A 26301-nucleotide genomic window follows, 5' to 3' on the forward strand; every position below is an offset into this window, starting at 1 on the left:
CGCTGTGCTCGATACCTCAAGCGTCCTCGGATAGAAACAGGGTATTGGATTGTGCCGTGTCGATGCCGTAGGCTGGCCGCTTCACGACATCCGGTCCGGAGAGGGACCAAAGGAGGGGCGATGCGGGAGAAAACGGATTGTCCGGGACGGCGTCTTTTTCTCAAGACAGCCGCGGTTTCCGCCTGCGGGGCGCTTTGCGGCGTCGCGCCGGCGCGGGCGGCCCAGGCGGTACAGTCGGGCGAGGTGCTGCGGGTCTGGTCGTGCGGCGGGCTGGCCGAGGCCATGATGCCGGCCAACCTGGAGTTCGAGGCCAAAGCGGGCGCCAAGGTGGCCTATACCGGGGCCTTTGCCGCGGCGCTCGGCAAATCCCTGCTCGGCTCGGCCACCACTGACGTGTTCGCCGCCCGGGTGCTGGCCCTGGCCCAAAAACTGCGCGCCACCGGCAAGATGGCCTGGTTCAAGCCGCTTTGCTTCACGCAATACGTGCTGGTCACGCCGCCGGGCAATCCGGCCGGCATCAAAAGCGTCGAGGACCTGGCCCGGCCCGGAGTCAAGGTGGTGTTGGCCCCGGAGGCTTCCCCGCCCGGGGGCGCGGCGTCTCTTGCCCTGCTCAAAAAAGCCGGGGTCTTGGAAGCGGCCCGGAAAAACGCCGTGACCGAGGGCACTTGCGTCCAGCGCGTCATGGACGACATCCTCTCCGGACGCGGCGACGTGTCCGTGGTCGAACTGCGGGTGACGCGGCTGCCCCAGTTTGCCGGCCGCATGGACGTCGTGCCCATCGACGAAGGTTTTTTCCCGCCGCCGCCCATGACCTTCACCGTCGGCGTCATGGAGAGCGCGACCAACAAGGACCTGGCCGAGCGCTATGCCAACTTTCTGGTCTCGCCCGAAGGGCAGGCCCATTTCGAGCGCCAGGGGTTCATCCCGGCCATCTCGGACAAGGGCCGGCGACTGGTGGAAAAATACGGGGTGCGCGATGTCTGAGCTTGCGGTTGCCGGCAAGGCTTCTTCGGCGCGGGTGCGCCTGTGGCGTCGGATCGTGCAGATCGCCGGTCTGGCGGTGCTTGGCGAATGGTCTCTTTATGGCCTGCTGCGTTGTCCCTTCGTGGTGCCGTTTGTCAGTTGCCAGAACTGTCCGGTCATTACCTGTCCGGGCCGGGTCTTCTCCACCTACTGGGGGTTTTGGCTGCTTTTGCCGCTCTCGGTCCTGGCTGTCGGCCGGGCTTTTTGCGGCTGGCTCTGCCCGGGCGGGCTGGCCGTGCAGCTTTTCGGCAAGTTCGCCCCCTTTGGCCGCAGATACGGAAGCAAGGCCCTGCGTCTGGCTGGCTACGGCAAATATCTGGCCCTCGCCGCCTGTCTTTACATCTATTATATAATGGGTCAGCCCCGGGCCGACGTGCCGATCCGGGTGGGGGCCTTTTTCGAATCCGCGATCCTGACCTTCGACCATGCCGGCCTGCTGTGGCTGGTGCGTTTCTTCGTCGTCCTGGGCATTCTGGCCTTGGGATTTGTCCTGGCCGGGGCCTGGTGCCGGTTCGCCTGTCCGATGGGCGGCGCGCTGGAAGCGACCAAGGGCGTGGCGGTTTGGAAGGTCTTCAAGACGAGCGCCTGCACCGGCTGCGGCAAGTGCGACCGGATATGCGAACTGGCCACGCGTCCCGAGGAAGCCAACTGCACCAACTGCGGCGACTGCCTGGGCGTGTGCCCCGTCGACGCCATCGGCTTCGGCCGCAAGCCGATGGAGGTGGAGGGGAGGAATGGCTAGTTTTTGAGAAGAGGAGGATGCGAGAGGGGAAACCCTTTAAAAAGGGTTCTCCCCTCTCGCGCTCTCCCCTTCCTAAACTTCCTTATAAAGGGATCGTGCGGAAATACGTTGTAATGTGAAATGCTGAGAAGAGAGCCTGGGGGGACGTGGTCGAAAGGCTGGGTTTCCCCGGGCCTTTTTTTGTGTCTGGGCCCGCTCAGGCCAAGGGGGATACGGTCAGCGTCAGGCCGTTGAGGTCGGCCTTGGCCGTGATGAACGTGGTCACGTCGGTGGATGGGATGCCGGCCTTGGCCGCGTCGTAGCGGTCGGCGTCGTCGGCGAAAAGCGCGATGGAGTGCGTGGTGAGAAAAGAGGCCGGATCGGTTAGCAGCGTCGCCAGGTCGAGGCCCGAGGAAACGCTGGTCGTGCCCGTCTCCACGGTGATGGTGAGCCCCGCCGTCTGGGTGCCGATGGAATTGGTGAAATCCGAGGCGTCGGCAAAGGCCGTTATTCGGGCGTCCGTGCCCCAGCCCCCATCGCCGCCGGAAAGGCCCAGGGAACCGAAAACCACGGCCGTGTAGTCGGTCGCGGCGGTGTCGGGATGCTCGGCCATGTAGGCCTGGGCGGCCGCGCCGCCGAGGCTGTGTCCGGTGACGTAGACCTGGCTTATGCCCAGGGCCGAAACCGCGGCGTCGAAGGCGTCGATCCCTTGGTCGAGCAGGTGGTAGTAGCCCTCGGTATCGAGCCAATACGTGGCGTCGGTGCTGCCGAGGTAGGCGCTTAGGCCGTCGAGGGAATAGTTGATGTCGTCGGTGCCGCGAAAGGCGATGGTCGCCGCCGGTTCGTCGTTTATGACCGTGGTCCAGGCGTCGAAGGCGGCATTGCCGGCGATATAGGTTCCCGTGCCGTTCCCGGTCAGGTCGAGCTGGGTCAGCCCGTCGGTCGTAAGCGCCGCGACGAGGCTTGCGTCGTCGCGGTAGGCGGCGTCGGACACCACGGCCATCACGGTTTCCAGGTTGGCGGCGGTGATGGGCGTGGTCGCAACGGCGGCGTCGGTCAGGCTGTTCATGGTCGATCCCTATCGCAACGAGGCTTTATTGTCTCCCCCGTACCCGGGCGGGGGCAGCGCGTCAAATGACGTTTACGCCACGCGCACCAAGGACCGGCGCATGGCCTCGGCCGAGAGGATTTCCTTGACCTTGCCCTCGGCGTAATGGACCACGTCGCCGCCGAAAAAGGCCACATCGGCCGGGTCGTGGGTGACCATGACCAGCGGGATGTCCAGCCGGTTTAAAATGCTGGCCAGTTCCACCCGCAGCCTCTGGCGCAGGGGCACGTCCAGGGCGGAAAAGGGTTCGTCGAGGAGCAGCGCCTTGGGATCGCCGACAAGGGCCCTGGCCAAGGCCACGCGTTGCCGCTGCCCGCCGGAGATGCGGGACGGCCTGACCTCGGCCAGGGGGGTGATGCCGAAAAGGTCCATGATCCGCGTCACGCGTTCGGCGTTTTCAGGGCTGATGCGCCCGAAAAGCCGTTTGAGGCCGAAGCCCACGTTTTGGCGCACGGTGAGGTGGGGAAACAGGGCATAGTCCTGGAAGAGATAGCCGATGTTCCGCGAGCGCGGGGGCACGAACACGCGGTCGGCCGTGTCGACGAGGATACGGCCGTCCACGGTGATGCTGCCCGTGTCGGGCCGCATGAGCCCGGCGATGGCGCGAAGCGTCAGCGTTTTCCCCGAACCGGAGGGGCCAAACAGCACCACCCGGTTGCCCGAGGTGGCGAATTCGGAGTGCAGGTGGAAATCCCGCGTGTCCGACTTGTAGGACTTGGCGATGTTGATGGTGATGCGCATGGACCAACCTTGCGTTACGGTTTCTTGAAGCCGAACTTCGCCAGGATTTCCTGACCCTTGGGGCTGGTGACGAAGGCGATGAAGGAAGCGGCGTCCTTCTTGTTGGCGGCGTTCGAGAGCACGGCGATGGGGTAGCTCACCGGCTTTTCCAGGGGAATTTCGGCCATGACCGCCACCTTGTCGCCGCCCTGCGTGGCGTCGGTGCCGTAAACGAAGCCGCAGTCGACCTCGCCCCGGGTGAGGTAATTGAGCACCTGGCGCACGGACTCGGCCATGATGAACTTGGCCTTGAGCGTATCCCACACGCCGGCCTTGGTCAGCGCCGTCTTGGTGTAGGCGCCGGCGGGCACGGTTTCGGGGTTGCCGATGGCGATGGTCTTGACGCCGGCGCCCTTGAGGGAGGCGAGGTCTTTCACCTTGGCCGGATTGGCGGCGGGCACGGCCAGGACCAGGGAGTTCTGGGCGAAGTTGACGCGGGTGGCGGTGTCGATGAGCTTTTTGCCCACGGCCTTGTCCATGGTCTTCTGGTTGGCCGAGGCGAAGACGTCGACGGGCGCGCCCTGTTCCATCTGGGAGAGCAGCGCTCCGGAAGCGGCGAAGTTCATGTTGAGGGTGACCCCGGGATGCTCCTTCTGGTAGGCCGTTTTCACCGCATTGAAGGCGTCGGTGAGGCTGGCCGCGGCGGACACGGTCAACTGGGCGGCCGCGGCCGGCAGGGCCAGGGCCAGAACCAGCGTCAGGGTCAGCAGGCTTTTTTTCAACATCGCGCTACTCCTTACTCATGTTTTGGGTTTGATGACTTTCGCCACGACGACGAGCAGGCTGACGCACACCACGGAGATGATGAGCACCAGCGTGTTGGCCAGGGTTTCGTTGTTGGCGGCCATGGCGCTGTAGACGGCCAGCGACATGGTCTGGGTCTTGCCGGGCAGGTTGCCGGCGACCATGAGCGTGGCGCCGAATTCGCCCATGGCCCTGGCCTGGGCCAGCATGATGCCGGCCAAAAGACCGCGCAGGGCCAGCGGCAGGGACACCCGGAAAAAAATGGCCGTTTCCGTGGACCCGAGCGTTCGGGCCGCGTTTTCCAGATTTTCGTCCACGCCCTCGAAAGCGGCCCTGGCCGATCGGTAGACCAGGGGAAAGGCCACCACCGCCGCGGCGATGACCGCGCCTTCCCAGGTAAACATGATGTTGAAGCCGAAATGCTCCCACAGATACTGCCCGACGACGCCCCGGCGGCCGAGGACCACGATGATGTAGTAGCCAAGAACGGTCGGGGGCAGCACCATGGGCAGGGTCAGGACGGCGTCGGCGAGGTCCCGTCCGGGAAAATTGCGCACCGTGGCCACACGGGCCAGGGCGATGGCCGGAATACAGGCCGAAGCCGTGGCCAATACGGAAATCTTGAGGGTCAAAAGCAAAGGCGAAAGAACGCTGGCGTCAAACATACGAAGACGTCTTCCTCGGCGCGTGGGCGCGACAGGCTGCGGCGCGCCGCACATGCCGGGCGCCATGATCCATAGTGCGGAGACGATAGGGAAAGGACGGCCTTCTGTATAGAGTCACACGAATTTTGTCTAACAGGTGCCAGTTGCTTCCCTGTAACGTGTTCCAGATGTGGCTTGTGCCGGGATGGACCGAGGCGTTGCAGGAATTTTTCGTCTCTACGGCGCCTCAGTCAGGGTCATTTTGTCCAAATCACGACGCAGAGGACTTCCTTGTCCCGGGCCGGTCGCAACATTCGCGAACGGTGCAGGGAGCCGGAAGAAGGGGGGCGGTGGGGAAAATAAGCTGGAACAGCAGATATACAAGCATGGCGTCTCCTTGTTTGCAAGAAACGACAAGCAAGAACGGTGCCTTTCGCAAAGGAGCGCAGATTGGGAAAGGGCGCGAGGGCTATTGTCCCTTTCGGCTTCAAACGAACAAAAAAGGAGGAGAATTTGCGACGATTTCGTCGCAAGCGGAGTTCGGCGGCCGGGGGATCAACCCAGGACGTGCCTGGCGGTATTGAGGTAGTCGACCAGGCTTTCCCGGATGGCCTGGGGCATCTCCTTGAATTTGAGCCCGAGGTCCACCCGGCGGGCCGAGGTGAGAACGCGTTTGACCGCGCAGGTGAATGTCGTCTGAGCGGCGGAACCGATCAGTTCGCAGGACAGTTCCACCACCGCGTCGATGGCCGGCTCCGGCGCGGACGCCTTGCGCGGAATGGAAAACTGGCAGCCGGAAATACTGACGTCCATGAGCAATCCCTCGACATAGCCGTCGCCCAGGCGGATGCGCCCGGGCAGGCAACACGTGATGCGTTTGTGCTTGCGCAGGTCGTGGGATTCGAGATGGGCCGGGTAGGTGAGAAAGATGAGGGGGAAGGGAATCTGGATGCACCTGATGAGCCGCGCGGAAAATCCCACCACGGAGCCTTCGTGCAGGTAGCGGGCGATCACCGTGTTGTCGGGATAAAGCAGCTGGTACAGGGCGTCGCGGGCGGTTTCCGTGGTCGACGGCATCTGCACGACCACGAACCGGCCGCGCTGATGCCCCACGCAGGCCGTGGCCAGTTTTTCCTCCAGGCCCGCAAGTTCGAGCAGCACCCTGGTGCCGGGCGGGCAGTGCAGGGAGAAGTCGCCGCGAAACCTCATGCCGCTCCCATGCTCCCCAGCCCGTCGTCGTTGCCGGCATCGGCCAGTGCGTCGAGATGGGCGAGGTAGCGCTCGGCCTCGGCGAAATCGTCACGCAGGGCCAGGGCCTGGCGCAGATGGTCGCGGGCGGCGGGGATGTCGCCGCCTTCGGCCAGGGCCCGGGCCATGTTGAAATGGAGGTTCTCGTCGGCGGTGTTGCGCGAAAGGGCCTGCTCATACAGGGCCAGCGCTTCGGCGAAGCGTTTTTCCTTGCGCAGGGAAATGGCGAAAGTGTTGAAGAGATGGCGCTCCTGCTCCTGGAACAGGGCGTCGATGCCGAGGATGCGCCGCATGGCCGAGGCCAGCTTTTTCCCGTCGCCTTTTTGCAGCGAGATTTTGCCCAGTTCGATGTTGGCCTTGGGGTTTTTCTCGTCCAGAAGCAGGGCCTTGATGAATTCCTTTTCGGCGGCGTCGAGATTGCCCGCGTCGAGATATTTGTCGGCCGTGGCGATTTTCTTCTTGAGGGACTCGAGAAAGGGCAGGCAGCGTTTTTCGTAATAGCCGGGACGCGGTTGATAGCTGCGAAGGAATTCGCCTTTGGAGAGGGTCGTAACAGGCCCGGATGGAATGGAATTGGCGTTTAAAGGCTGGACGCAATAATCCTCATCGTTGATGCGACGCACGAACCAAAGCGTTTCCTGGGTATAGCTTTTGGCCGTTCCGCCAATCCCTGTCCTGGCGTCTTGGCTGCGAGCGTAGACGCCTAGGACGTGACTTTCGTCAAGGGCATGCCCAAGGGTGTCTGAGGACGGTTCGATTTCGTCTGCTCTATCGAGATGCTCAGTGTGCCGCATATCCTGTTACAGTGTCGATCGACGGAGGCAAGTGTGGATCGAGTGCCTTTTTGTTGTTTTCTCAGGTAGTGTCCGGCCCCTTCAAGACGACGTTTGGATGATGGTCATATGTCGCGGAATAATAGATGAAACGTATAACGGCATTATGTGGTTGTCAAAAGAAAGGAAGCGGCGACCCACCTCTGATTGCCGGTGGATCGCCGCTTTCATAAAGATTGACGCCGGGATACGCTATTGCCGTTCCCCGGCGTGTTGCCGCGTATCGGGGCCTCAGCCGCAGCCTTCGCCGCTGCCGCCGCTACAGCCGCAGGCCTTGCCCAGGCCCTTGCGCCGGCTTTTGAGCAGGGAGAGGTCCCCCGCCCCGTACACCTCGGTCAGGGCCGCTTCCACAAAGCCCGAGCATTCGTAGGGCAGCACGCCGGCCGCGGTCAGCACCTTGCGCGGCGTTTCGCCGTAAGCCGCCACCAGCACGGCCCGACAGTCGGAGAGCACCTTGGCCAGTTCCTCCCAACGCTTGGGCCCGGCGCCCGGGTCCGGGGCGTAGCGCTCCTCGACGTAGGAAAAGCCGATGTCTTCCTGCTTCCAGATCTGGAACTTGTGGGCTTCGCCCAGGTGCATGTTGACGAGCATGCCCTCGCGGGTGGCCACGGCCACATAGGGGCGCTTGGACAGGTCGGTTCCGGGCACGGTGTGGGAGCATTCGTGCAGCAGCGGCGCCAGCTCGCCCGAGCGGTCGTTGCACAAAAGGCCCACGGCGTCGGCCCGGCAGCGCTTGCAATGGCTCATCTGGGGAAGGTTCTCGCCGGCCTTGGCCCGCAGGTCCTTGATCATCTCGGCCGTGGGCGCGGGCACCTCGGCGAAGGGCGTTTCGGCCACCGGGAAAAGCGGCATGATGTTTTGGATGTCCACCCCGAGTTCGGAGAGCTTCCGGGACACTTCCAGCACGTGCTGGTCGTTGACGCCGGGGATGACGATGGTGTTCGATTTGACGATGATGCCTTTTTCCTTAAGGATCTTGATCCCTTCCAGCTGACGCTCGAGCAGCAGCCTGGCCGCGTCCTCGCCCCGGTGGATGACCTTGCCGTCCCGGGCCCAGGCATAAATCTTGGCGCCGATCTTGGGGTCCACGGCATTGACCGTGACCGTGACGTGGGAGACGCCGAGTTCGGCCAGTTCCGCGGCCCGGGCCGGCAGGGCCAGGCCGTTGGTGGACAGGCAGAAAAGCATCTGGGGAAATTTTTCCTTGAGCAGGCGGATGGTCTCGATGGCTTCCGGGTTGGCCATGGGATCGCCCGGGCCGGCGATGCCGGCCACCGTGATGCGGGGCTCTTTTTCCAGCACCTTTTCCATGTAGGCCACGGCCTGCTCCGGGGAGAGCACGGCGCTGGTCACGCCCGGGCGCGATTCGCTCACGCAATCGTACTTGCGGTTGCAGAAGTTGCACATGATGTTGCACTTGGGCGCGACGGGCAGGTGGACGCGGCCGCAGGAGCCGGCGGACTCGCGATTGAAGCAGGGGTGCTTGGAAAGGTCCTTGGTGATGGTCATTGCGCGCTCCTTTTAGAGATAGCCGTAGCCGATCTCGTTGCCGGCCTGCTTGCGCTCGAGAATGGTGTTGACGAGGCGGTCGAAAAGGGCCTGGGTGCCGCGATAGCCCACATGGAGCAAGCGCTGGCCGCCGAAGCGGTCGTGGATGGGGAAGCCGACGCGCAGGAGCGGCACGCCCATGTCCTTGGCGTAGCGATACCCCTTGCTGTGCCCGACGAGAAGGTCCGGGGCAAGGTCGGCGGCCTGTTCGGCGATGTCGTGGAAGTCCACGCCTTCCCTGGCCTCGGGCGGTTCGGGCAGGATGCCCTCGGTCACGTCGGCCAGGGCCTGCTTGAAGTTGCGGCAGGTGGCGCCGGTCGCGGCCAGGATGGGCTTGACGCCGATTTCGGCCAGAAAGGCCACCATGGCGATGACGTGGTCTTCCTCGCCGTAGACGATGGCCCTTTTGCCGGACACGTACTTGTGGCCGTCGACGTAGGCGTCGATGAGCCGGCCGCGCTCGGCGGCGTACTTTTCCGGCAGGGGCGTTCCGGTGAGTTCTTCCAGGGCGGCGAAGAAGTCGTCGGACTCGCGCACGCCGATGGGAATGCCGACGCGGATGTTGCGCACCCCGAAGCGGCGCTCGAGGTTGGTGGCGGCGCTTTCGGCCATGTGGTCGGCCCGGCCGCATTCGATGGACCCGAGCGCGCCGGACATGGCCCGGATGGCGGCCACGGGCGTGCCGCCGGCGGGCAGCTTCTCGTAGTCGAGCAGGGCCGGCCGGTCCATGGATTCGGAGATGTCGGGCAGGACCGTATAGGCGACGCCGTAGTCGTCCAGGATTTCCTTGAAATAGCGGATGTCGGCCGGGGAGACGAAGCCGGGCATGAGGTTGACGCGGCGCTCGGCCGGGACCTTTTCCCGCACGAGCTGGGAGGCCAGCGCGGCCGTGGCCGCGTGCCACCCCTCCATATGGGTGCCGGAGTAGCTCGGGGTAGAGACGTTCACGATCTCGGGCAGGGGCAGGTCGGCGAACTCCTTGCGAAATTCGGCAAGAAGCCCGGGCACGTCGTCGCCGATGGTTTCGGTCAGGCAGGTGGTGGCCACGCCGACCACCGTGGCCCCATACTTGGACATGACGTTGAGGATGCCCTTCTTGAGGTTGGGGCCGCCGCCGAAGACCGCCTGCTTTTCGCCAAGGGCCGAGGAGGCGATGTCCATGGGTTCGCGGAAATGGCTGATGATGTAGCGGCGCATGTAGGTGGCGCAACCCTGCGAGCCGTGCAGGAAGGGGATGGCCCCTTCGACGCCCCGAAAGGCCAGGGCCGCGCCGAGCGGCGTGCACAGTTTGCAGGCGTTGGTGGTGGAAACGTACGGCGAATCGCTCATATGCCTTCTCCCCCGGCCGCGCGCTTGGCGGTCTCCTGTTCCTTTATGGCCTTGGCCATGGCCTCGCGCCTGGGCACGAAGCGCCAGATGGGGCTGGTGGCCGAGGCGTGCACTTCCTTGGCGAAATTGAGCATGCCGACGAAGCCTTCCAGGGCTTCCTTGCGCTCGTGGTTGTGGTCACAAAAGCCGACCCCGAGCTTGTGGGCGATGGGCCGTTCCTTGACCCCGCCGACAAAGAGGTCCACGTCGAGTTCCTTGACGAATTTCGAGAGTTCCAGCGGATTGGAGTCGTCGACGATGACCGTGCCCGGGTCGCAGATGGAGGCCAGCTCCTCGTAGTCTTCCTTGGTGCCGGTCTGGGAGCCGACCAGGACCACCTTCATGCCGAGGTGGCGGAAGGCCTTGATCAGCGAGAAGGCCTTGAACGCGCCGCCGACGTAGACGGCCGCCTTCTTGCCCTCGAGGTCCTTGCGGTACTCCTTGAGCTTGGGCAAAAGCACGCCCAGTTCCTCGCGCACGAGCTTCTGGGTGCGCTCGACGATGCCCGGATCGAGGTGTTTGAAGTGGTCGGCCACGGCGTAGAGCGAGTCGGCCATGTCCTCGATGCCGAGGTAGGAGACGCGCAGAAACGGCGTGCCGAACTTCTCTTCCATCATCTTGGCCAGCTCCATGGTGGAGCCGGAGCACTGCACGATGTTGAGCCCGGCGCCGTGGCAGCGGCGGACGTCGGCCACCCGGCCGTCGCCGGTGATGTTGGCCACCACCTGGACGCCCATCTTTTCGAAGTATTCCCGGATGATCCAGATTTCGCCGGCCAGGTTGAAATCGCCCAGGATGTTGACCGACATGGGGCTGATGTCCGAGGTGTCGCCGGTGCCGGCCAGGGTGAAAAGGGCCTTGCAGGCGGCGGCGTAGCCTTCGCGCTTGTTGCCCTTGAACCCCTCGGACTGGACCGGGATGACCGGGATGCCGGTCGTCGCGGCCACGTCGCGGCACACCGCGTTCACATCGTCGCCGATGATGCCCACGATGCAGGTGGCGTAGACGAAGGCGGCGTTGGGCTTGTGGCGTGTGATGAGTTCGAGCAGGGCGGTCTTGAGCTTTTTCTCGCCGCCGAAGATGACGTCGCGTTCCTGGAGGTCGGTGGAGAAGCTTAAGCGATGCAGCTCGGGGCCGGAGGAAAGCGCGCCCCGGATATCCCATGTATAGACGGCGCAGCCGATGGGGCCATGGACCAGATGCAGGGCGTCGGCGATGGGGTAGAGCACCACGCGCGAACCGCAAAAGACGCAGGCCCGCTGGGACACCGCCCCGGCCAGGCTGTCGCGGTTGCAGGCCAGTTCAAAAGGCCCTTCACCCTTGCGGTGGATCTGATCGCGCCGTTCTTCGAAAATGGCCTGTTCCATGAAGGCTCCTTTCCCCGGTCACCATATGTCGGGGTCAGCGAGACTCTACAAGGATCATGCCAGGGGGATTCTTATTGATTTAGCAGGATTTTTTGCCGGGCGCACGGAGAATGTTACAAAATTGTACGCGGGGCACCGACAGAAATGTAGAGGCAGGCACGCTCACGTACAAAAGCGTGGCTGGAAAGGGCGCGCGGTTCTCCGCAATGTCAGGTCCTGGCCGCCCGGCGGGCCCAGAAGCGGCCGGCGGCCACCACGCCCACGGCCCCGACGATTTCGCCGGCATAGACCGCCGTTTGGCCGGGCCGGGCCAGCGAGGCGACCCAGGCGTCGGTCAGGATCATCTCCGCCGCCACCTTGCCGAGCACGGCCGCGCCGAGCGCGATGATGATCGGGAACCGGTCCATAAGGCGCGACAGGGCGTTCGCCGCGAAGACGACAAAGGGGATGGACAGCCCCAGGCCGAAGATGAGCAAGGCCAGGTTGCCCCGGGACGCGCCGGCCACGGCCAGGATGTTGTCCGTGGACATGACCAGGTCGGCGGCGACAATGGTGGTTATGGCCTGCCAAAAGGTCGTGCAGGACTTTTCCTTGTCCGCCGCATCGCCCTCGGCGAAGAGCTTGACCGCGATCACGGCCACGAGCAGGCCTCCGGCAAGCTTCAAAAAGGGCAGGTCGAGGAGTTGCGACGCGACGAAGGTGAGGGCCACGCGCAACACCACCGCCGCACCGGCTCCCACGGCGATGCCCTTCGTGCGGGACCGGGGCGGCAGGTTGCGCACGGCCAGGGCGATGACCACGGCGTTGTCGCCGGCCAGCACCACGTCGATGGCCACGATGCTTAAAAGTTGCAGCAGGAAATCGGGGGAAAAGGAAAAACCGGAGAGAAAATCAGGCATGGGTGCTCCCTTGGCAAGCCGGCTCTAGCAAACCGGGCCGGCCGGGGCAATGCCCTCCGGGCGGCAGGATTGTCTCACGCCCGTCACTGTCCCGTCGCCTGCCGGGCCGGGGCGTTGCGTATAAGCGGCGGTCGACAGCTCATTTCCCAACCAACCGGCCAACCTGTCGGCCAACCGGACTCCGCCCACACCCATGGCAAAAAAACTCCCCACCCGCGTCCAGGACGCCTTTTTCCGCCTCGTTCACGGCAACCGCCTCGTCTACAACACCTGCTGGGAAGACCCGCGCCTGGACCGGCAACTGCTGGAACTGGCCCCGGATTCGCGCGTGGCGGTCATCACCTCGGCCGGGGACAACGCCCTGGATTACCTCCTCGACGACCCGGCCCGAATCGATTGCGTGGACGTCAATTTCCGCCAGAACGCCCTGCTCGAGCTCAAGAGGGCGCTTTTCACCCAGGCCTCCTTCGAGGAGCTCTACGCCTTTTTCGGCGACGGCGGCGGGGTGGCCTGCGCCGGCATCTACCATCGTATCCGGGAGGCGTTGCCGGCTTACGCCGCTGATTTCTGGGATCGCAACATCGCCTATTTCAAGGCCGGCCGCCTGTCGCGGTCCTTTTATTACCACGGCGCGTCCGGCGTGGTGGCCTTTGCCTTCTCGAAAATGCTCAGCGCGCTCAAGCCCGGCCTGCGGCGCAATATCCCCCTGCTGCTTCGCGCGGAAAGTCCCGAGGAACAGCGCCGCGTTTTCGACGAAGTCGAACCCATATTCTGGGATCGCCTGAGCCGCTGGCTGGTCGGCCGGCCCGAAACCATGGCCATGCTCGGCGTGCCGCGTCCGCAAATCGAACTCATCCGCGCCTCCCATCCCGGCGGCCTGGAAGGTTTTGTCCGCGACAAGATCAAGCAGGTTTTCACCGGGCCGCCCATGGCCGAGAACTACTTTTGGCGCGTCTACCTGACCGGCCGCTACACCCGGCGCTGTTGCCCCGAGTACCTCAAAGCCGACAATTTCGCGGCCATCCGCGACCGCCTGCCGCGCCTGGCCGCCCATACCGACACCCTAAGCGGTTTTCTGCGCCGCCATGACGGCCCCGGCTACACCCATTTCATTCTTCTCGACCACCAGGACTGGCTGGCCAGCCACGCGCCGGCCGCCTTGGCCGAGGAATGGGAGCTCATTTTCGCCAATGCCGCTCCCGGGGCGCGCATCCTCATGCGCTCGGCCGGGCTGACCGTGGACTTTCTGCCCCGCGAGGCCCGCCGGCGGCTGCGCTTTTTCCCGGAGCTGACCGAGCCGCTCCATGCCGCCGACCGCGTCGGCACCTACGGCAGCCAGCATCTGGCGGTGGTGGCATGAACGGCGACAGCTGCGCCAACGAGGCGCTTCTCGGCTACTACAAGTGGCACGCCCGCATCTACGACGCCACGCGTTGGTGCTTTCTCTTCGGCCGCGATCGCATCGTGCGCCTGGCCGCCGCCGCTCTCGGCCCCCGCCGCGCGGCACCGTTGCGCATTCTGGAGGTCGGCTGCGGCACCGGTCGCAACCTTTCCCGTCTGCTGACGGCCTTTCCCGCCGCCCGGGTCACCGGCATCGACCTGTGCCCCTCCATGCTCGACCGGGCGAGGCGCGCCACGGCCGGTCATGCCGCGCGCGTGCGGCTTCTCTGCGCGCCCTATGCCCCCGAAAGCTTCGATCCCGCCAGCGCCGACCTCATCCTCTTTTCCTACAGCCTGACCATGTTCAACCCCGGCTTCGACGCCGCTCTGGACGCGGCGCGCAACCATCTCGCCCCAAACGGTATCCTGGCCGTGGCCGACTTCCGCCGCACCCGCTTCCCCTGGTTCGAGCGCTGGATGGGCGTCAACCACGTGCGCATGGACGACCATCTGCTCCCCGCCCTGGGCAGCCGTTTTGCCGTGCTGCGCAGGGATACAAGGGCCGCTTACGGCGGGGGCTGGGACTATTTCTGTTATCTGGGCCAAGCGCGCTCGCACGAGCGGTAGGAGCGGGACTGGGGCTCTGCCCCAGCCCCTGCCGGATAACCTTCGCCTCCCGCCCTGATCAAGGCGTGTGATCTTCACTTTTTTCACAATTTCCATGCCGTTCATTGCGCGGCTAGTGCGTCATTCGTGCTGCGCGGCACAAGCTGCCGCTGTTTTGCCGGTTGCATTATGCATCGGGGAGGTGAGGTTTTACGAGTCATGGGCGGGGAGAAAATTTTTCAGGGATTGATTTTGTTTGTATTAATTTAATTATTTAAAATATTTATCTTGGAAGGCGTTTGTGGGGCGGCATCATGGAGTCGTATTTATAGAAATGATGCTCTGGCGGCGGGAGGGGCGATCTGCTACATTAAGGTAACTTTTTCATCCTTGACTGCCGTGGGAAAAGGGGTTTATAAGCTTCCGGCAGTCGTAACACTGATGGTAAAAATCATGGCACGGCTGACGCGGTTGTTGTTTGAAAATTCCAGTATGATACAAGGTGCGCGGTGGTGTCGCGTTTCTTCCGGAAACAAAATGTGAAAAAAATATCATAAAATGATGCTGGCTGGATAGAAGCTGGTGTTGTTCTAAGTGTCGCTGACTGCAAAATGGAAATAAAACATAGTGGCACTTGCTGCCGGCACGTGTTTGAATAGAAAAATGCAGAAGTAAAAGTGGTGTCAAGAAAAGAAAATATCCTGCCGGGTGTTAAGCATCTTGAGAAAATAAAGAAAAGAAGTGTTGAGTTGAAAATGCCTGATGTGAAAAGGCATGTTTGATTTTTTTTATCATTTTATCTGTCAGTAAAATGGACTGTTTTGTTGTGTTGGTGTCCGGTTCTATTTACGGATGAGGCCTTTGACCGCTGGAAATCAGCTTGTTCGATTTCCAAAATGAGAGCAGCGGGGCGCTTATGAACGAAATGTATCTTGGCCAGTTCGCCTTCGCCTTTTACACCCTGATCGTCCTGGCCGGCGGCGGCCTTGCCGTTACCGCCGCCAGTCTCGTCAGGGCCATGCTGGGCCTTGTTGTGGCCCTTTTTGGCGTAGCCGGACTCTATCTTCTGCTCCTGGCCGATTTCGTGGCCCTGATGCAGATCCTCATCTATGTCGGCGCGGTCACTGTCCTGATCTTCTTCGCCATCATGCTCACCCGCGCGGCCGCCGACGGCGGCGAGGCGGAAGGGCCCGGGGCCGCCGGCATCCTGCGCGCCATCCCGGCCTTTCTCGTCCCGGCGGGCATTCTGGTGCCGCTTCTGGCCGTCTACGGCGCGGTCGGATTCCCCACGCCCAAAAACGTCAGCCCGGACCAGCTCGGCGCCGGGTTGCTCGGTCCCTACACCCTGGCCTTCGAGCTCATCTCCGTCGTGCTGCTCGCGGCCATGGCCGGGGCTGTCATCTTGGCCTTTGAAAAGCGAGAACCCAGATGAACAATCCGCTTGTGCTTTACCAGGTCGTGGCCGTGTTGCTGCTGTGCCTGGGGCTTTATGCCCTGGTGGCCCGGCGCACCCTTATCGGCATGCTCATCGGCGTGGAGCTGATGTTAAACGGCGCGGGGCTTTCCATCGTGGCCGCCGCCCAGCTCACGCCCATGGACGCGGTCCTCGGCCAGCTCGGCGCGCTGCTGGTCATGGGGCTTGCCGCCGCCGAAGCCACGCTGGTCCTGGCCATTGTCCTGGTGGTCAATAAACGTTTCGGGGACGCCACCGCGGACGGCCCCAGCGAACTGAAGGGGTAGCTCATGGCCGTTGCCGCTCACACCGTCGAAAGCGCCCGGGTCCTCGCCCCGATCATCATCACCTTTCTGGCTCCGTTCGCCGTGTGGCTCCTGCGCAAGAACCAGGACCTGCGCGAAGGCGTTTCGTTCGCCGCGGCGGCCATGGCCTTCGCCGCCGTGGTGTCCATGGTGCCCGGGGTGCTTGATGGCGTTGTCTGGACCTACCACGTCGTCACCTTCTTCCCCGGCGTCTCCATCACCTTCGCCGTGGACGGGCTGTCGTGCATCTTCGCCATCGTGGCCACGTTCTTGTGGTTTTTTGCCACAAGCTACAACATCGGCTACATGCGAAGCCTCAAGGAGCACGCCCAGACCCGGTATTACTTCTGCTTCGCCGTGGCCATCTTCGGCGCCGTCGGCGTGGCCTTTTCCGGCACCATCGTGACGCTGTACCTCTTCTATGAGGTTATCACCGTCTTCACGTATCCCCTGGTCGCCCACCACCAGGACGCCGAGGGCTACCACGGCGCGCGCAAGTACCTCGTGTACTTGATGGGTACCTCGAAGCTCTTCCTGCTGCCGGCCATGATCCTGACCTATGTCCAGTGCGGCACGCTCGACTTCAATCTGTCCAACATCGGCCAGGGCATGTTCCCGCCGGGGGCCGACCCGACCCTGGTGACCATCACCTACTTCCTTTTCATCTTCGGTCTGGCCAAGGCCGCCATCATGCCGCTGCACAACTGGCTGCCTTCGGCCATGGTCGCGCCGACGCCCGTCTCGGCCCTGCTGCACGCGGTGGCCGTGGTCAAGGCCGGCGTGTTCTCGGTCTCGCGGATCATGCTGTCCTGCTTCGGCGTGGATCTGCTCTCCCACTTGGGGCTCGGGCTCATCACCGCCTATCTGGCCGCCTTTACCATTGTGGTGGCCTCGATCATCGCCCTGACCAAAACCGACCTCAAGGCGCGGCTGGCCTATTCCACGGTCAGCCAGCTCTCCTACATCATAATAGGCGTGGCCATGCTCTCGCCGCTGGCCATCAAGGGCGGTTTGCTGCACATCGCCCACCACGCCTTCGCCAAGATCACGCTCTTCTTCGCCGCCGGCGCGATCTACGTGGCCACCCACCTGCGCGAGATTCCGCTCATGGACGGCCTCGGCCGCAAGATGCCCTTCACCTTCGGCGCCTTTGCCGTGGCCGCGTTGTCCATGGTCGGCGTGCCGCCGGTGTGCGGCTTCGTCAGCAAGTGGTATCTGGTCAACGGCGCGGTCAGCATCCATCAATACATCCTGCTGATTGCGCTTCTGGCTTCGACGCTTTTAAACGCCGGTTACTTTGTGCCGGTGGTCTACCGGGCCTTTTTCCGGCCTCCGGTCGCGGGCATGGATCACTCGCAATACAGGGAAGCCCCCATGGTCATGGTCGTGCCGCTTTGTCTGACGGCGCTCATCTCCGTGCTGCTGGGCCTGTATCCGCAGTTTTTCCTGTCCTTCATCAACGCTTTCGGCAAATTCTAACCGGCAACCGCAAGGAAAAGCCGGTCGTTTGGAAATGATGGCAACCGCGCGGTCCGACGGGCCGGGTGGATACTAGAGAAGGGGAGATCGCCATGCGGGAACCGCAATCGCTTGGAAGCTGGCTGGAGCGGGCCAGGGCCAATGCCGACGGATGGAAAAAAGCGCTCTATGCCGTACTGGGCCTATGCGTGGTGCTCAACCTCTTCATCACGCCGCACCATCCCCATTTTTCCGGCGAAGGCGTGCCCGGGTTCTGGGAGGCCTTTGCCCTCGTGGCCACGGTGGTCATGGTCGTGGTGCTCAAAAAAGTGATTTATCCCATGCTGGCGCGCCCGGAGGATGACAATGGCCGGTCTTGAAAACGTCGTGGGCATCCATTTCGTGCATCCGGCCATCGGCTTTCTGGCCCTGGCCCTGGTCATGGCCTTCCTGTCCAATGAAACCTACAAGACGTGGCGCTGGCTGCTTCTGGCCCCGCCCATCGTCGCCATCGCTTCGGTCGTCGCCCTGACGCTCGGTCCCGACGGCGTGCGCAATCTGGCCTCCATTCCCTACCTCGGCCAGACCCTCGAGCTTGGCCGGGTGGACGCCTTGGCGCTTATTTTCGCCGACGTCTTCGCCATCCAGGCGCTGATCGGCTTCATCTACGCCCTGCACGTGCCGGATCGGGGCCAGCACATGGCCGCCTGCCTCTACGTCGCGGGCGGATTCGGCTGCGTGTTCGCCGGCGATTACGTCACGCTCTTCATCTTCTGGGAACTGATGAGCGTCGGTTCGGTGTTCCTCATCTGGCTGCGCCACACCGAGCAGGCCACGGCCGCCGGCTTCCGGTACTTCCTGTTCCACACCTTCGGCGGGCTGTTCCTTTTGGCCGGCTTGCTCCTTCGCTACGGGGCCATCGGCACCTTCGCCTTCACCCCGGTGGATCCGGCCACGGCCCATTACTACGACTACCTCATCATGATCGGCTTCCTGGTCAACGCCGCCTTCGTGCCGCTGCACGCCTGGCTGCCCGACGCCTATCCCGAAGCCACGGTCACGGGCGCGGTGTTCATGAGCGCCTTTACCACCAAGACCGCCGTCTACGTGCTGGCCCGGGGCTTCGCCGGGTTCGAGATTCTGGCCGTCGGGGGCTGCATCATGGCGCTCTACGGCGTCTTTTACGCGACCATCGAGAACAATGCCCGGCGCATCCTGTCCTACCACATCGTTTCCCAGGTCGGGTACATGGTGTGCGGCATCGGCATCGGCACGGCCATGGCCGTGGACGGGGCCTGCGCCCACGCCTATGCCCACATCCTTTATAAGGGCCTGCTGTTCATGGGCACGGGCTGCCTGCTGTACGCCTGCGGCACGGCCAAGCTGTCCGAGCTTGGCGGTCTGGCCTCGCGGATGCCGCTGGTCATGATCGGCTACATGGTCGGCGCGGTCTCCATCTCCGGCATGCCGCTTTTCAACGGCTTCGTGACCAAGACCATGACCATCGCCGCCGCGGCCGAGTCCCATCACACCTGGCTCGCTCTCGGCATGGAGCTGGCCGCCGTGGGCACGTTCCTTTCCGTCGGCATCAAGCTGCCGTACTTCGCCTTCTGGGCCAAGCCGAAGAGCACCATGGAGCTCAAGCCCATTCCCTGGAACATGTATCTCGGCATGGGCATCTCCTCTTTCCTGTGCCTGTTTATCGGTCTGTTCCCCGGCACCCTCTATTCGCTGCTGCCGTTCCCCACGGACTACGTGCCCTACACCCCCTGGCATGTGCTGCAGGCCTGCTGCCTGCTCGGCTTCACGGGGCTCGGGTTCTACCTCATGCGCAAGATCATTCCGCCGCACCCCAGTCGCAACCTGGACTTCGACTTCCTGTACCGGGCCGTTGGCCGGGGCTTTGTGAAGCTCGTCTCCGTGCCGGCTGCGGCTATCGATAACGTCTGGACCGACGTCTATGAAAAGATTGGGCTTAAGGCTCTGATCGATGCCGGTCGCGGCACGAGCGTCTTTGACGGAAAGGTCATCGACGGCGTGCTCGACGGCTCGGCCAGGAGCGTGCGTGAGGTCGGCGGGGCGACGGTCGCGCGCGGCCAGACCGGACGGTTGCAGGATTACCTTGCCGCGGCCGTGACCATAGGTCTTGTCATCTTCGCCATCGTCTGGTTCGTCGACTGACCGCCAAGGGTCAAAGGGAGCTTTGCATGACGACGCAAAACGGATTTCCGGTGGTGACGACGCTGATCGTCCTGCCTTTGGTAGTCGCGGCGGCCTTGCTGGTGCTGCGGCGAAACGAGCGTACCGTGCGGCTTGTGACGCTTGGCGCGGGCATCCTCGAATGCCTGCTCGCGTTGCCGCTTCTGTCCTACGCGCCAAACGGACCGGCCTTTCAGTTCGTGGAGCAGGCGCCGTGGCTGCCGGCCCTTGGCATGACCTACCACATGGGCGTGGACGGCCTGAGCCTGTACATGATCCTTCTCACCGCCTTGATGCTGCCCCTGTGCGTCCTCGGTTCCTGGACGTACATCAGCAAGCGGGTCACCGAGTTCCACTTCTGCCTGCTGCTGATGACCTCGGCCTGTATCGGCGTGTTCGCGGCGCTCGACTTCGTGCTCTTCTACGTCTTCTGGGAGGCCATGCTCGTCCCCATGTACCTGCTCATCGCGGTCTGGGGCGGTCCGAGACGGCGCTACGCCTCCATCAAGTTCTTCCTCTACACCCTGGCCGGCTCGACGCTCTTGCTCGCGGCCATCGTGGCCTTCCGCCACGTCGGCGGCACCTTCTCCATTCCTGAGTTGATGGAGAAGAGCTACTCCTTCCGCTTCCAGATGTGGGCTTTCCTGGCCATGGCCCTGGCCTTCGCCATCAAGGTCCCCATGTTCCCGTTCCATACCTGGCTGCCGGCCGCCCACGTCGAGGCCCCGGCCGCGGGCAGCGTGCTCCTGGCCGCGATCCTGCTCAAAATGGGCACCTACGGCTTCCTGCGCTTCTGCCTGCCCCTGACCCCGGCCGCCTCGGTCACGGCCGCGCCGGCCATGATCGCCATCTCCATCGCCTCCATCATCTACGGCGGCTGCATCGCGCTCGGGCAGACCGACATCAAGAAGCTGATCGCCTACTCCTCCGTGGGCCATATGGGCTTCGTGACGCTCGGCATCTTCCTTTTCAGCGTCAAAGGCGTCTCCGGGGCCATCCTCCAGATGCTCAACCACGGCATCACCACAGGCGGCCTGTTCATGATGGTCGGGCTTATCTACGAGCGCAGCCACAGCCGCGAGATCGCCGACAACCAGGGGCTCGGCAAATTCATGCCGGCCTTCATGTTTCTCTTCGGCGTCTTCTCCTTCTCGTCCCTGGCCTTTCCGGGCACCAACAGCTTCGTGGGGGAGATTCTGGTCCTGATCGGGGCCTTTTCCAACAATCCCTGGGTGGGCTTCGCCGCCGTGCCCGGGGCCATGCTCGCCGCCGCCTACATGCTGCGCCTGCTCCAGCGCGTGACCTGGGGCGAGCCGAGCGCCTTCAAGAAAAGCTGGCATGACCTTGGCGCGCGGGAGTGGGTGACGCTCATCCCGCTGGCCTTGCTCGTCTTCTACATCGGCCTGGCCCCGTCGTTGGCCATCAAGACCATCGAGCCCTCCATCGAGCGCGTGCTTTCCGTCATGCGCGAAAAGAATCAGGCCATGGGCTTGACCAGCGACATGAAGTTCGCCGAGCGCATGCGCCTTCCCGCGTCCATGACCGTGGCCACCGCCACGGACGCCGTCCGCAAGGAGCTTCCATGACCATCTTCAAACTGTTGCCGGAATTGTGGCTGCTTGGCATTGTCTGCGCCCTGTTCGTCGCCAGTGTGCGCGGCTCGCGCCGGGTGATGTCCTGGCTGCCCGTGGCCGCCGGAATCGGCGTGCTGGTCGCCGTGGCCGGACTCGGGGCCCGCGACGAGATGCTCTACGCCACCTACAAGCTGGACGCCCTGTCGCAGTTTTTCAAGCTCGCCATCGCCTTCGGCTTCGCGGTCGTGACCGGCATCGCCGCCGGGAAAAAGGACAGCCGGGACCTGACGCCGGACTACTTCATGCTGCTGGCGCTTTCGGCCTGGGGACTCATGCTCCTGGCCTCGTGCGTGGAGCTGGTCACGCTGTATCTGGCTTTGGAACTTTCCTCCTACAGCCTCTACGCCCTGATTCCGCTGCGCGGCCATGACCGGCGCGCGGCCGAGGCGGGCATCAAGTACATCCTTTTTGGCGCGGCGGTGACGGCCATCGCCCTGTTCGGCCTGTCCTACATCATGGCCGCCAAGCACACGACCTACATCGCCGCCTTGGCCGCCTCCTCCTGGAGCTTTGCCGACGCGCCCCTGGCCGTGGTCGGGCTGACGCTTTTTCTGGCCGGCTTCTTCTACAAGCTGGCGCTGTTCCCGTTCCACTTCTGGTGCCCTGACGTCTACCAGGGAACGAAGAACGAGACGGCCGCCTACGTGGCCACCATTCCCAAGCTCGGCGCGGTGGTGGTGCTGGTGCGTCTGGCCGCCATCCTCACCCCGCACATGGAAGTGACCACCATCCTGGCCGTGCTCGGCGCTATCTCCATGACCGGCGGCAACCTGGCCGCCCTGGTCCAGCGCGACGTCAAGCGGCTGCTCGGCTACTCGTCCGTGGCCCACGCCGGCTACGTCATGCTGGGCCTTGCCGCCGGATCGGCGGCGGGGCTGGCCGCCTCGGCCTTTTACAGCCTGGCCTACATTCTGATGAACCTGGCCGCCTTCTACGTCGTGTGCACCATGTCGAAGGACGGCGAGAATCCGAGCCTGGACGACCTCAACGGCCTGTACCACCGCGCGCCGGCCCTGGCCATGATCCTGGCCGTGGCCGCCTTCTCCCTGGTCGGCCTGCCGCCCACCGCCGGCTTTACCGGCAAGCTCTTCCTGCTCTCGGCCGCCTGGGATCAGGGATTCTACTGGCTGGTGATCGTGGCCGTGCTCAATACGGCCATCTCCATCTATTACTACCTGGGTCTGGTGCGCCACGCCTACACCGGCGAATCCGACGCTCCGGCCCTGGCCATCCCCAAGGGCACGCTGGTCTTTGGCGGCGTGCTGGCGGCGCTGGTGCTCCTGGCCGGCATCATCCCCGCGCCGCTGTATGACCTGGCGGCCATGGCCGGGACCCAGCTGCACCCCTAGGTGCGGCGGCAGTCAACGAAAGGAGGGAAAGGCGCATGGTCTTTACCTGGTTTCAAGCGGCGATACTGCTCTTCTTCCTGGGCGGGGTGCTTTTTGCCGCCGGCCCGCTTCTGGCCGAGCTTTTCATCGCCCCCAAGGCCCACGGCGGCGCCCTGGCCGAGACCTACGAATGCGGCGTGCCCACGCACGGCCCTTCCTGGGTCCGCTTCGGCATCAACTACTACTTCTACGCCCTGATCTTCTTGGCCTTCGAGGTGGACATCCTCTACCTCTTCCCGGTCGCGGCCCTTTTCGCCAAGCCCCAGGGGGGTGTCGCGGCTATAAAGCTGCTGGTTTTTATCGCGGTGCTTGGCGCCGCCATCATCTACTTCATGCGTAAGGGAGTGTTCACATGGCCCCGCAGAATCCAGGTTCGTGTTGCGCCCCGGCCGTAAATACGGTCGATCCGGCGCTCGTCGCCACGCCTGCGGTCCAGAAGATCGTGGACGTGTGCCGGGCCATGTCCATCTGGCCCATGACCTTCGGTATCGCCTGTTGCGCCATCGAGATGATGGCCGTGGGCATGGCCCGGTTCGACATCGCGCGCTTCGGCGCGGAGGTCTTCCGGCCCTCGCCGCGCCAGTCCGACCTCATGATCGTGGCCGGCACGGTCAACAAGAAGCTCGCCCCGCTGGTGGTGCGTCTCTTCGAACAGATGCCCGCGCCGCGTTTCGTCATGGCCCTTGGCAACTGCGCCATTTCGGGCGGCCCCTTCAACATCGAGGGGCAGTATAACGTGGTCCAGGGTGTGGATACCCTCATCCCGGTCGACGTCTACGTGCCCGGCTGCCCGCCCCGTCCCGAGGGATTGCTGGAAGGCCTGTTCGCCATCCAGCAGAAGATGACCGGCCGGCGCTGGTGGCAGGTCCCCGCTGGAGGCGAACGATGAACCAGGCCCTTCTCGAAAAACTCCATCCGGCCTGCTCCGCGCCCCTGGATTTTGCCGCCACGGGCTGCGTGTTCTCCGTCACCCTGACGGCGGAAACCGTCCACGACGCCGTGGCCGTGCTCTTCGCCGAAGGCTACCTGCTCGAGGACGTCATGGCCTCCGACCTGGAAGAGGGCTTCGAGGTGGCCTACCACCTGAGCCTTCTCGACGGGGCCAACCGCATCGTGCTGCGCCTGACCGTGCCCCACGACAACCCCACGGTGCCGACGGTGACCGACATCTTCACCGGAGCCGACTGGCACGAGCGGGAATGTTTCGATTTTTACGGCATCATCTTTTCCGGCCATCCGAACCTGCACCACCTGCTTCTCCCTGAGGACAGCGACATCGCGCCGCTGGTCAAAACGGAGAAGGCTCGCAAGTCCCTGGCCGATCTCGTGCCGCTTTCCTATCTCGTCGACTGCGGGCTGGCCGAGCCCGAGCCCGAGCCCAAGGAAAAGGCCAAACCCGCGCCGGCGGCCCCCAAAGCCGTCAAGGACGCCCAGGGCTAGGAGGACGCATGCAAGCCTTCGATCCGAATTCCTTGCGGGGCGATCTCGTCTCCGCGCGGTTCGAGCCCGGACCGACCGAGGACAAGCTCGTTTTGAGCCTGGGGCCGCAGCATCCCTCCACGCACGGCGTGTTGCGCATCATGCTCGAACTCGACGGCGAGTACATTGTGCGCGCCGAACCGGTGCTCGGCTACATCCACCGCATGCACGAGTGGATGGCAGAACAAAAGACCTACATGCAGTTCATGCCCAACATGGGCCGGGTGGACTATCTCCATCCCATGGCCTGGAACTGGGCCTGGGCCGGCGCGGTGGAGCGCCTGATGGGGCTTGAGGTCCCGGAGCGCGCCGAATACATCCGCGTGGCCGTGACGGAGCTTAACCGCATCAGCTCGCATCTGCTCTGGTGGGGCGCCTATCTCCTCGACCTCGGGGCGTTTACCCCCATCATGTACGCTTTCGACGATCGCGAGCAGATCCTCGACATCCTCCAGGACGTCACGGGTTCGCGCCTGACCTATTCCTACTTCACAATCGGCGGGGTGTACGGCGACGTTCCGGCCGACTTCGCCTCGCGCTGCCTGGCCTTCACCAGGCGTCTGCGGTCGCGGCTGCCCATGTACCGCGATCTGGTCACGGACAACGTGATCCTGCGCGGGCGTTGCGAAGGCATCGGTGTGATGGACGTGGAGCTGGCCCGCCGCTACGGCGCCACCGGCCCCGTGATCCGCGGCTCGGGCGCGCCCGTGGACACCCGCCGGGCCGAGCCCTACGGCGTCTACAACCGTTTCGATTTCCGCATCCCGAACTACCCCGAGGGCGACGCCATGGCCCGCTACATGGTGCGTCTCGATGAGCTGGTCACGAGCTGCGACATCATCGACCAGGCCGTCCAGGATCTGCCCGAGGGCCCGATCCAGACCAAGGTCGCCAAGACCCTCAAGCCCCCCAAGGGCGAGGCCTCTTTCGCCGTGGAAGGCGCGCGCGGCAAGATCCTCATCCACGTGCGCTCCGACGGCGGCCCCAAGCCCTATCGGGTGAAGCTGCGCGCCCCGGGCTTTACCAATCTGAACGTCTTCAGCGAGCTGGCCGAGGGCACGCTCCTGGCCGACGCGGTGTCCATTCTGGGCAGCCTTGACCTTGTCATCCCGGAGATCGACCGATGAACATGGACATGCTTTTAAGCCTCGATTATCCGCTGACGCGGCTGGTCATCGGCCTGCTGTGCCTCTTTGCCTTCATCGGCTTAAACGGCCTGGTGCTGGTCTGGGTCGAGCGCAAGGTGGCCGGCCATTGCCAATACCGGCCTGGGCCCCTGCACGTCGGTCCCCATGGCCTGCTCCAGCCGCTGGTCGACGCGCTCAAGCTCATGGGCAAGCAGCTCGTGTCCCCGGCCCGCTGCGACAAGGTCCTTTTCTGGACCGCGCCGCTTCTGGCCTTCGCCCCGGTGACCATCTGCCTGCTGCCGCTGCCCTATGGCCCCAACCTGACGACCATTCCGCTCAACCTCGGGCTGGTGCTCATCCTGGCCTTTTCCGGGCTTGGCGTGCTGTCGTTGATTCTGGCCGGCTGGGGCTCCAACAACAAGTTCGGCCTGCTCGGCGCGGCCCGTTCCGTGGCCCAGTCCGTGGCCTACGAGGTGCCGCTGCTCCTGTCGGTCATGGCCGTGGCCCTGACCGCCGGGTCGCTCGACCTCTACACCATCTCGGCCCAGCAGGGCGGCTGGCCCTGGCAGTGGTACGGCGTCAAAAACCCCCTGGCCTTTTTCATCTTCCTGATCTGCGCCGTGGCCGAGACCAACCGCGCCCCCTTCGACCTGCCGGAAGCCGAATCGGAACTCACGGCCGGCTTCCACACGGAATATTCTGGCATGGGCTTCGGCCTTTTCTTCCTGGCCGAATACGCCAACATGATCGTGGTCGCGGGCGTTGCCGCCGCGCTGTTCCTGGGCGGCTGGCAAGGACCGTTTCTGCCCGGCGTGTGGTGGTTTCTGGTCAAGATCTACTGCGTGCTCTTCTTCATCATCTGGCTGCGTTGGACGTATCCGCGCGTGCGCTTCGACCAGCTTCTTAACCTCAGCTGGAAGTGGCTCACGCCCCTGGCGCTGATCGACCTTGCCCTGACCGTGGTCGTCGTGACGGGATTTGGAGGCTGA

General features: G+C 63.9%; 26 protein-coding genes. 16 read left to right on the top strand and 10 right to left on the bottom strand.

All coding sequences use genetic code 11. The features are described 5' to 3' along the window. The first annotated feature begins 120 nt into the window (after positions 1 to 120). Together DESFRDRAFT_RS10895 and DESFRDRAFT_RS10900 are read left to right on the top strand one after the other, a co-directional pair. Positions 121 to 984: a substrate-binding domain-containing protein gene (locus DESFRDRAFT_RS10895; RefSeq protein WP_005993850.1), complete on the top strand. Its 864-nt coding sequence runs from the start codon at positions 121 to 123 to the stop codon at positions 982 to 984. Beyond that, a complete protein-coding gene (locus DESFRDRAFT_RS10900; RefSeq protein ID WP_005993852.1) occupies positions 977 to 1765 on the top strand; it encodes a 4Fe-4S binding protein in 789 nt (262 codons plus the stop codon). The genes DESFRDRAFT_RS10895 and DESFRDRAFT_RS10900 overlap by 8 nt, the downstream gene beginning before the upstream one ends. A gap of 196 nt (positions 1766 to 1961) precedes the next feature. On the opposite strand, the gene DESFRDRAFT_RS10905 is transcribed toward DESFRDRAFT_RS10900, so the two are convergent. From DESFRDRAFT_RS10905 to DESFRDRAFT_RS10950, 10 genes are all read right to left on the bottom strand, one after another. Further along, a complete protein-coding gene (locus DESFRDRAFT_RS10905) occupies positions 1962 to 2813 on the bottom strand; it encodes an alpha/beta hydrolase family protein (protein WP_005993854.1) in 852 nt (283 codons plus the stop codon). A gap of 72 nt (positions 2814 to 2885) precedes the next feature. Continuing rightward, a complete protein-coding gene (locus DESFRDRAFT_RS10910) occupies positions 2886 to 3593 on the bottom strand; it encodes an ABC transporter ATP-binding protein (RefSeq protein WP_005993856.1) in 708 nt (235 codons plus the stop codon). A 14-nt stretch (positions 3594 to 3607) separates the two neighbouring features. Beyond that, complete coding sequence (gene modA / locus DESFRDRAFT_RS10915) at positions 3608 to 4357, bottom strand: molybdate ABC transporter substrate-binding protein (RefSeq protein ID WP_005993858.1); 750 nt, start codon at positions 4355 to 4357, stop codon at positions 3608 to 3610. Between the two features lie 15 nt (positions 4358 to 4372). Beyond that, positions 4373 to 5041, bottom strand: a complete 669-nt coding sequence (gene modB, locus DESFRDRAFT_RS10920) for a molybdate ABC transporter permease subunit (RefSeq protein ID WP_005993859.1) — start codon at positions 5039 to 5041, stop codon at positions 4373 to 4375. Between the two features lie 534 nt (positions 5042 to 5575). Beyond that, complete coding sequence (locus DESFRDRAFT_RS10925) at positions 5576 to 6229, bottom strand: flagellar brake protein (RefSeq protein ID WP_005993861.1); 654 nt, start codon at positions 6227 to 6229, stop codon at positions 5576 to 5578. Next, a complete protein-coding gene (locus DESFRDRAFT_RS10930) occupies positions 6226 to 6891 on the bottom strand; it encodes a tetratricopeptide repeat protein (protein ID WP_233489601.1) in 666 nt (221 codons plus the stop codon). The genes DESFRDRAFT_RS10925 and DESFRDRAFT_RS10930 overlap by 4 nt, the downstream gene beginning before the upstream one ends. Positions 6892 to 7332: 441 nt before the next feature. Continuing rightward, positions 7333 to 8610, bottom strand: a complete 1278-nt coding sequence (locus DESFRDRAFT_RS10935) for a radical SAM protein (protein ID WP_005993865.1) — start codon at positions 8608 to 8610, stop codon at positions 7333 to 7335. Between the two features lie 12 nt (positions 8611 to 8622). After that, positions 8623 to 9978 (bottom strand): nitrogenase component 1, encoded by a 1356-nt coding sequence (locus DESFRDRAFT_RS10940; protein WP_005993866.1) that lies wholly within the window; start codon positions 9976 to 9978, stop codon positions 8623 to 8625. Then, positions 9975 to 11384, bottom strand: coding sequence for a nitrogenase iron-molybdenum cofactor biosynthesis protein NifE (gene nifE, locus DESFRDRAFT_RS10945; protein WP_005993868.1), 1410 nt, complete (start codon positions 11382 to 11384; stop codon positions 9975 to 9977). Before nifE ends, DESFRDRAFT_RS10940 begins: the two co-directional genes overlap by 4 nt. Before the next feature lie 209 nt (positions 11385 to 11593). Continuing rightward, positions 11594 to 12283 carry a TerC family protein gene (locus DESFRDRAFT_RS10950; protein WP_005993870.1) on the bottom strand — a complete coding sequence of 230 codons (690 nt, stop codon included), beginning with the start codon at positions 12281 to 12283 and terminating at the stop codon, positions 11594 to 11596. A 193-nt stretch (positions 12284 to 12476) separates the two neighbouring features. Here DESFRDRAFT_RS10950 and DESFRDRAFT_RS10955 point away from each other — a divergent pair, with 193 nt between their 5' ends. From DESFRDRAFT_RS10955 to nuoH, 14 genes are all read left to right on the top strand, one after another. Continuing rightward, positions 12477 to 13643: a DUF3419 family protein gene (locus tag DESFRDRAFT_RS10955; protein ID WP_005993872.1), complete on the top strand. Its 1167-nt coding sequence runs from the start codon at positions 12477 to 12479 to the stop codon at positions 13641 to 13643. After that, positions 13640 to 14290, top strand: coding sequence for a class I SAM-dependent methyltransferase (locus DESFRDRAFT_RS10960; protein WP_005993874.1), 651 nt, complete (start codon positions 13640 to 13642; stop codon positions 14288 to 14290). Before DESFRDRAFT_RS10955 ends, DESFRDRAFT_RS10960 begins: the two co-directional genes overlap by 4 nt. An 895-nt stretch (positions 14291 to 15185) precedes the next feature. Beyond that, positions 15186 to 15701 (top strand): NADH-quinone oxidoreductase subunit J family protein, encoded by a 516-nt coding sequence (locus DESFRDRAFT_RS10965; protein ID WP_005993876.1) that lies wholly within the window; start codon positions 15186 to 15188, stop codon positions 15699 to 15701. Further along, positions 15698 to 16009 (top strand): NADH-quinone oxidoreductase subunit NuoK, encoded by a 312-nt coding sequence (gene nuoK / locus DESFRDRAFT_RS10970; RefSeq protein ID WP_005993878.1) that lies wholly within the window; start codon positions 15698 to 15700, stop codon positions 16007 to 16009. Before DESFRDRAFT_RS10965 ends, nuoK begins: the two co-directional genes overlap by 4 nt. Positions 16010 to 16012: 3 nt before the next feature. Beyond that, the gene (locus DESFRDRAFT_RS10975) at positions 16013 to 17506 is read left to right on the top strand and encodes a monovalent cation/H+ antiporter subunit D family protein (protein ID WP_005993879.1); all 1494 of its coding nucleotides are present in this window, start codon (positions 16013 to 16015) and stop codon (positions 17504 to 17506) included. 92 nt (positions 17507 to 17598) lie between these two features. Then, positions 17599 to 17865 (top strand): hypothetical protein, encoded by a 267-nt coding sequence (locus DESFRDRAFT_RS10980; RefSeq protein ID WP_005993880.1) that lies wholly within the window; start codon positions 17599 to 17601, stop codon positions 17863 to 17865. Continuing rightward, positions 17852 to 19666 carry a Na(+)/H(+) antiporter subunit D gene (locus tag DESFRDRAFT_RS10985; RefSeq protein ID WP_005993881.1) on the top strand — a complete coding sequence of 605 codons (1815 nt, stop codon included), beginning with the start codon at positions 17852 to 17854 and terminating at the stop codon, positions 19664 to 19666. Before DESFRDRAFT_RS10980 ends, DESFRDRAFT_RS10985 begins: the two co-directional genes overlap by 14 nt. A 26-nt stretch (positions 19667 to 19692) precedes the next feature. Further along, positions 19693 to 21270, top strand: coding sequence for a complex I subunit 4 family protein (locus tag DESFRDRAFT_RS10990; RefSeq protein WP_005993882.1), 1578 nt, complete (start codon positions 19693 to 19695; stop codon positions 21268 to 21270). Continuing rightward, positions 21267 to 22667 (top strand): NADH-quinone oxidoreductase subunit N, encoded by a 1401-nt coding sequence (locus DESFRDRAFT_RS10995; protein ID WP_005993883.1) that lies wholly within the window; start codon positions 21267 to 21269, stop codon positions 22665 to 22667. The genes DESFRDRAFT_RS10990 and DESFRDRAFT_RS10995 overlap by 4 nt, the downstream gene beginning before the upstream one ends. A 35-nt stretch (positions 22668 to 22702) precedes the next feature. Further along, on the top strand, positions 22703 to 23101 hold the full coding sequence (locus tag DESFRDRAFT_RS11000; RefSeq protein ID WP_005993884.1) for an NADH-quinone oxidoreductase subunit A: 399 nt from the start codon (positions 22703 to 22705) through the stop codon (positions 23099 to 23101). Continuing rightward, positions 23059 to 23595 carry an NADH-quinone oxidoreductase subunit B gene (locus DESFRDRAFT_RS11005; RefSeq protein ID WP_005993885.1) on the top strand — a complete coding sequence of 179 codons (537 nt, stop codon included), beginning with the start codon at positions 23059 to 23061 and terminating at the stop codon, positions 23593 to 23595. The genes DESFRDRAFT_RS11000 and DESFRDRAFT_RS11005 overlap by 43 nt, the downstream gene beginning before the upstream one ends. Then, entirely contained in the window at positions 23592 to 24146 is a 555-nt protein-coding gene (locus DESFRDRAFT_RS11010) for an NADH-quinone oxidoreductase subunit C (RefSeq protein ID WP_005993886.1), read from the top strand. The genes DESFRDRAFT_RS11005 and DESFRDRAFT_RS11010 overlap by 4 nt, the downstream gene beginning before the upstream one ends. Before the next feature lie 8 nt (positions 24147 to 24154). After that, a complete protein-coding gene (locus tag DESFRDRAFT_RS11015; RefSeq protein WP_005993887.1) occupies positions 24155 to 25312 on the top strand; it encodes an NADH-quinone oxidoreductase subunit D in 1158 nt (385 codons plus the stop codon). Continuing rightward, positions 25309 to 26301 (top strand): NADH-quinone oxidoreductase subunit NuoH, encoded by a 993-nt coding sequence (gene nuoH, locus DESFRDRAFT_RS11020; protein ID WP_005993888.1) that lies wholly within the window; start codon positions 25309 to 25311, stop codon positions 26299 to 26301. Before DESFRDRAFT_RS11015 ends, nuoH begins: the two co-directional genes overlap by 4 nt.

Source organism: Solidesulfovibrio fructosivorans JJ] (genome assembly GCF_000179555.1).
GTDB lineage: Bacteria > Desulfobacterota > Desulfovibrionia > Desulfovibrionales > Desulfovibrionaceae > Solidesulfovibrio > Solidesulfovibrio fructosivorans.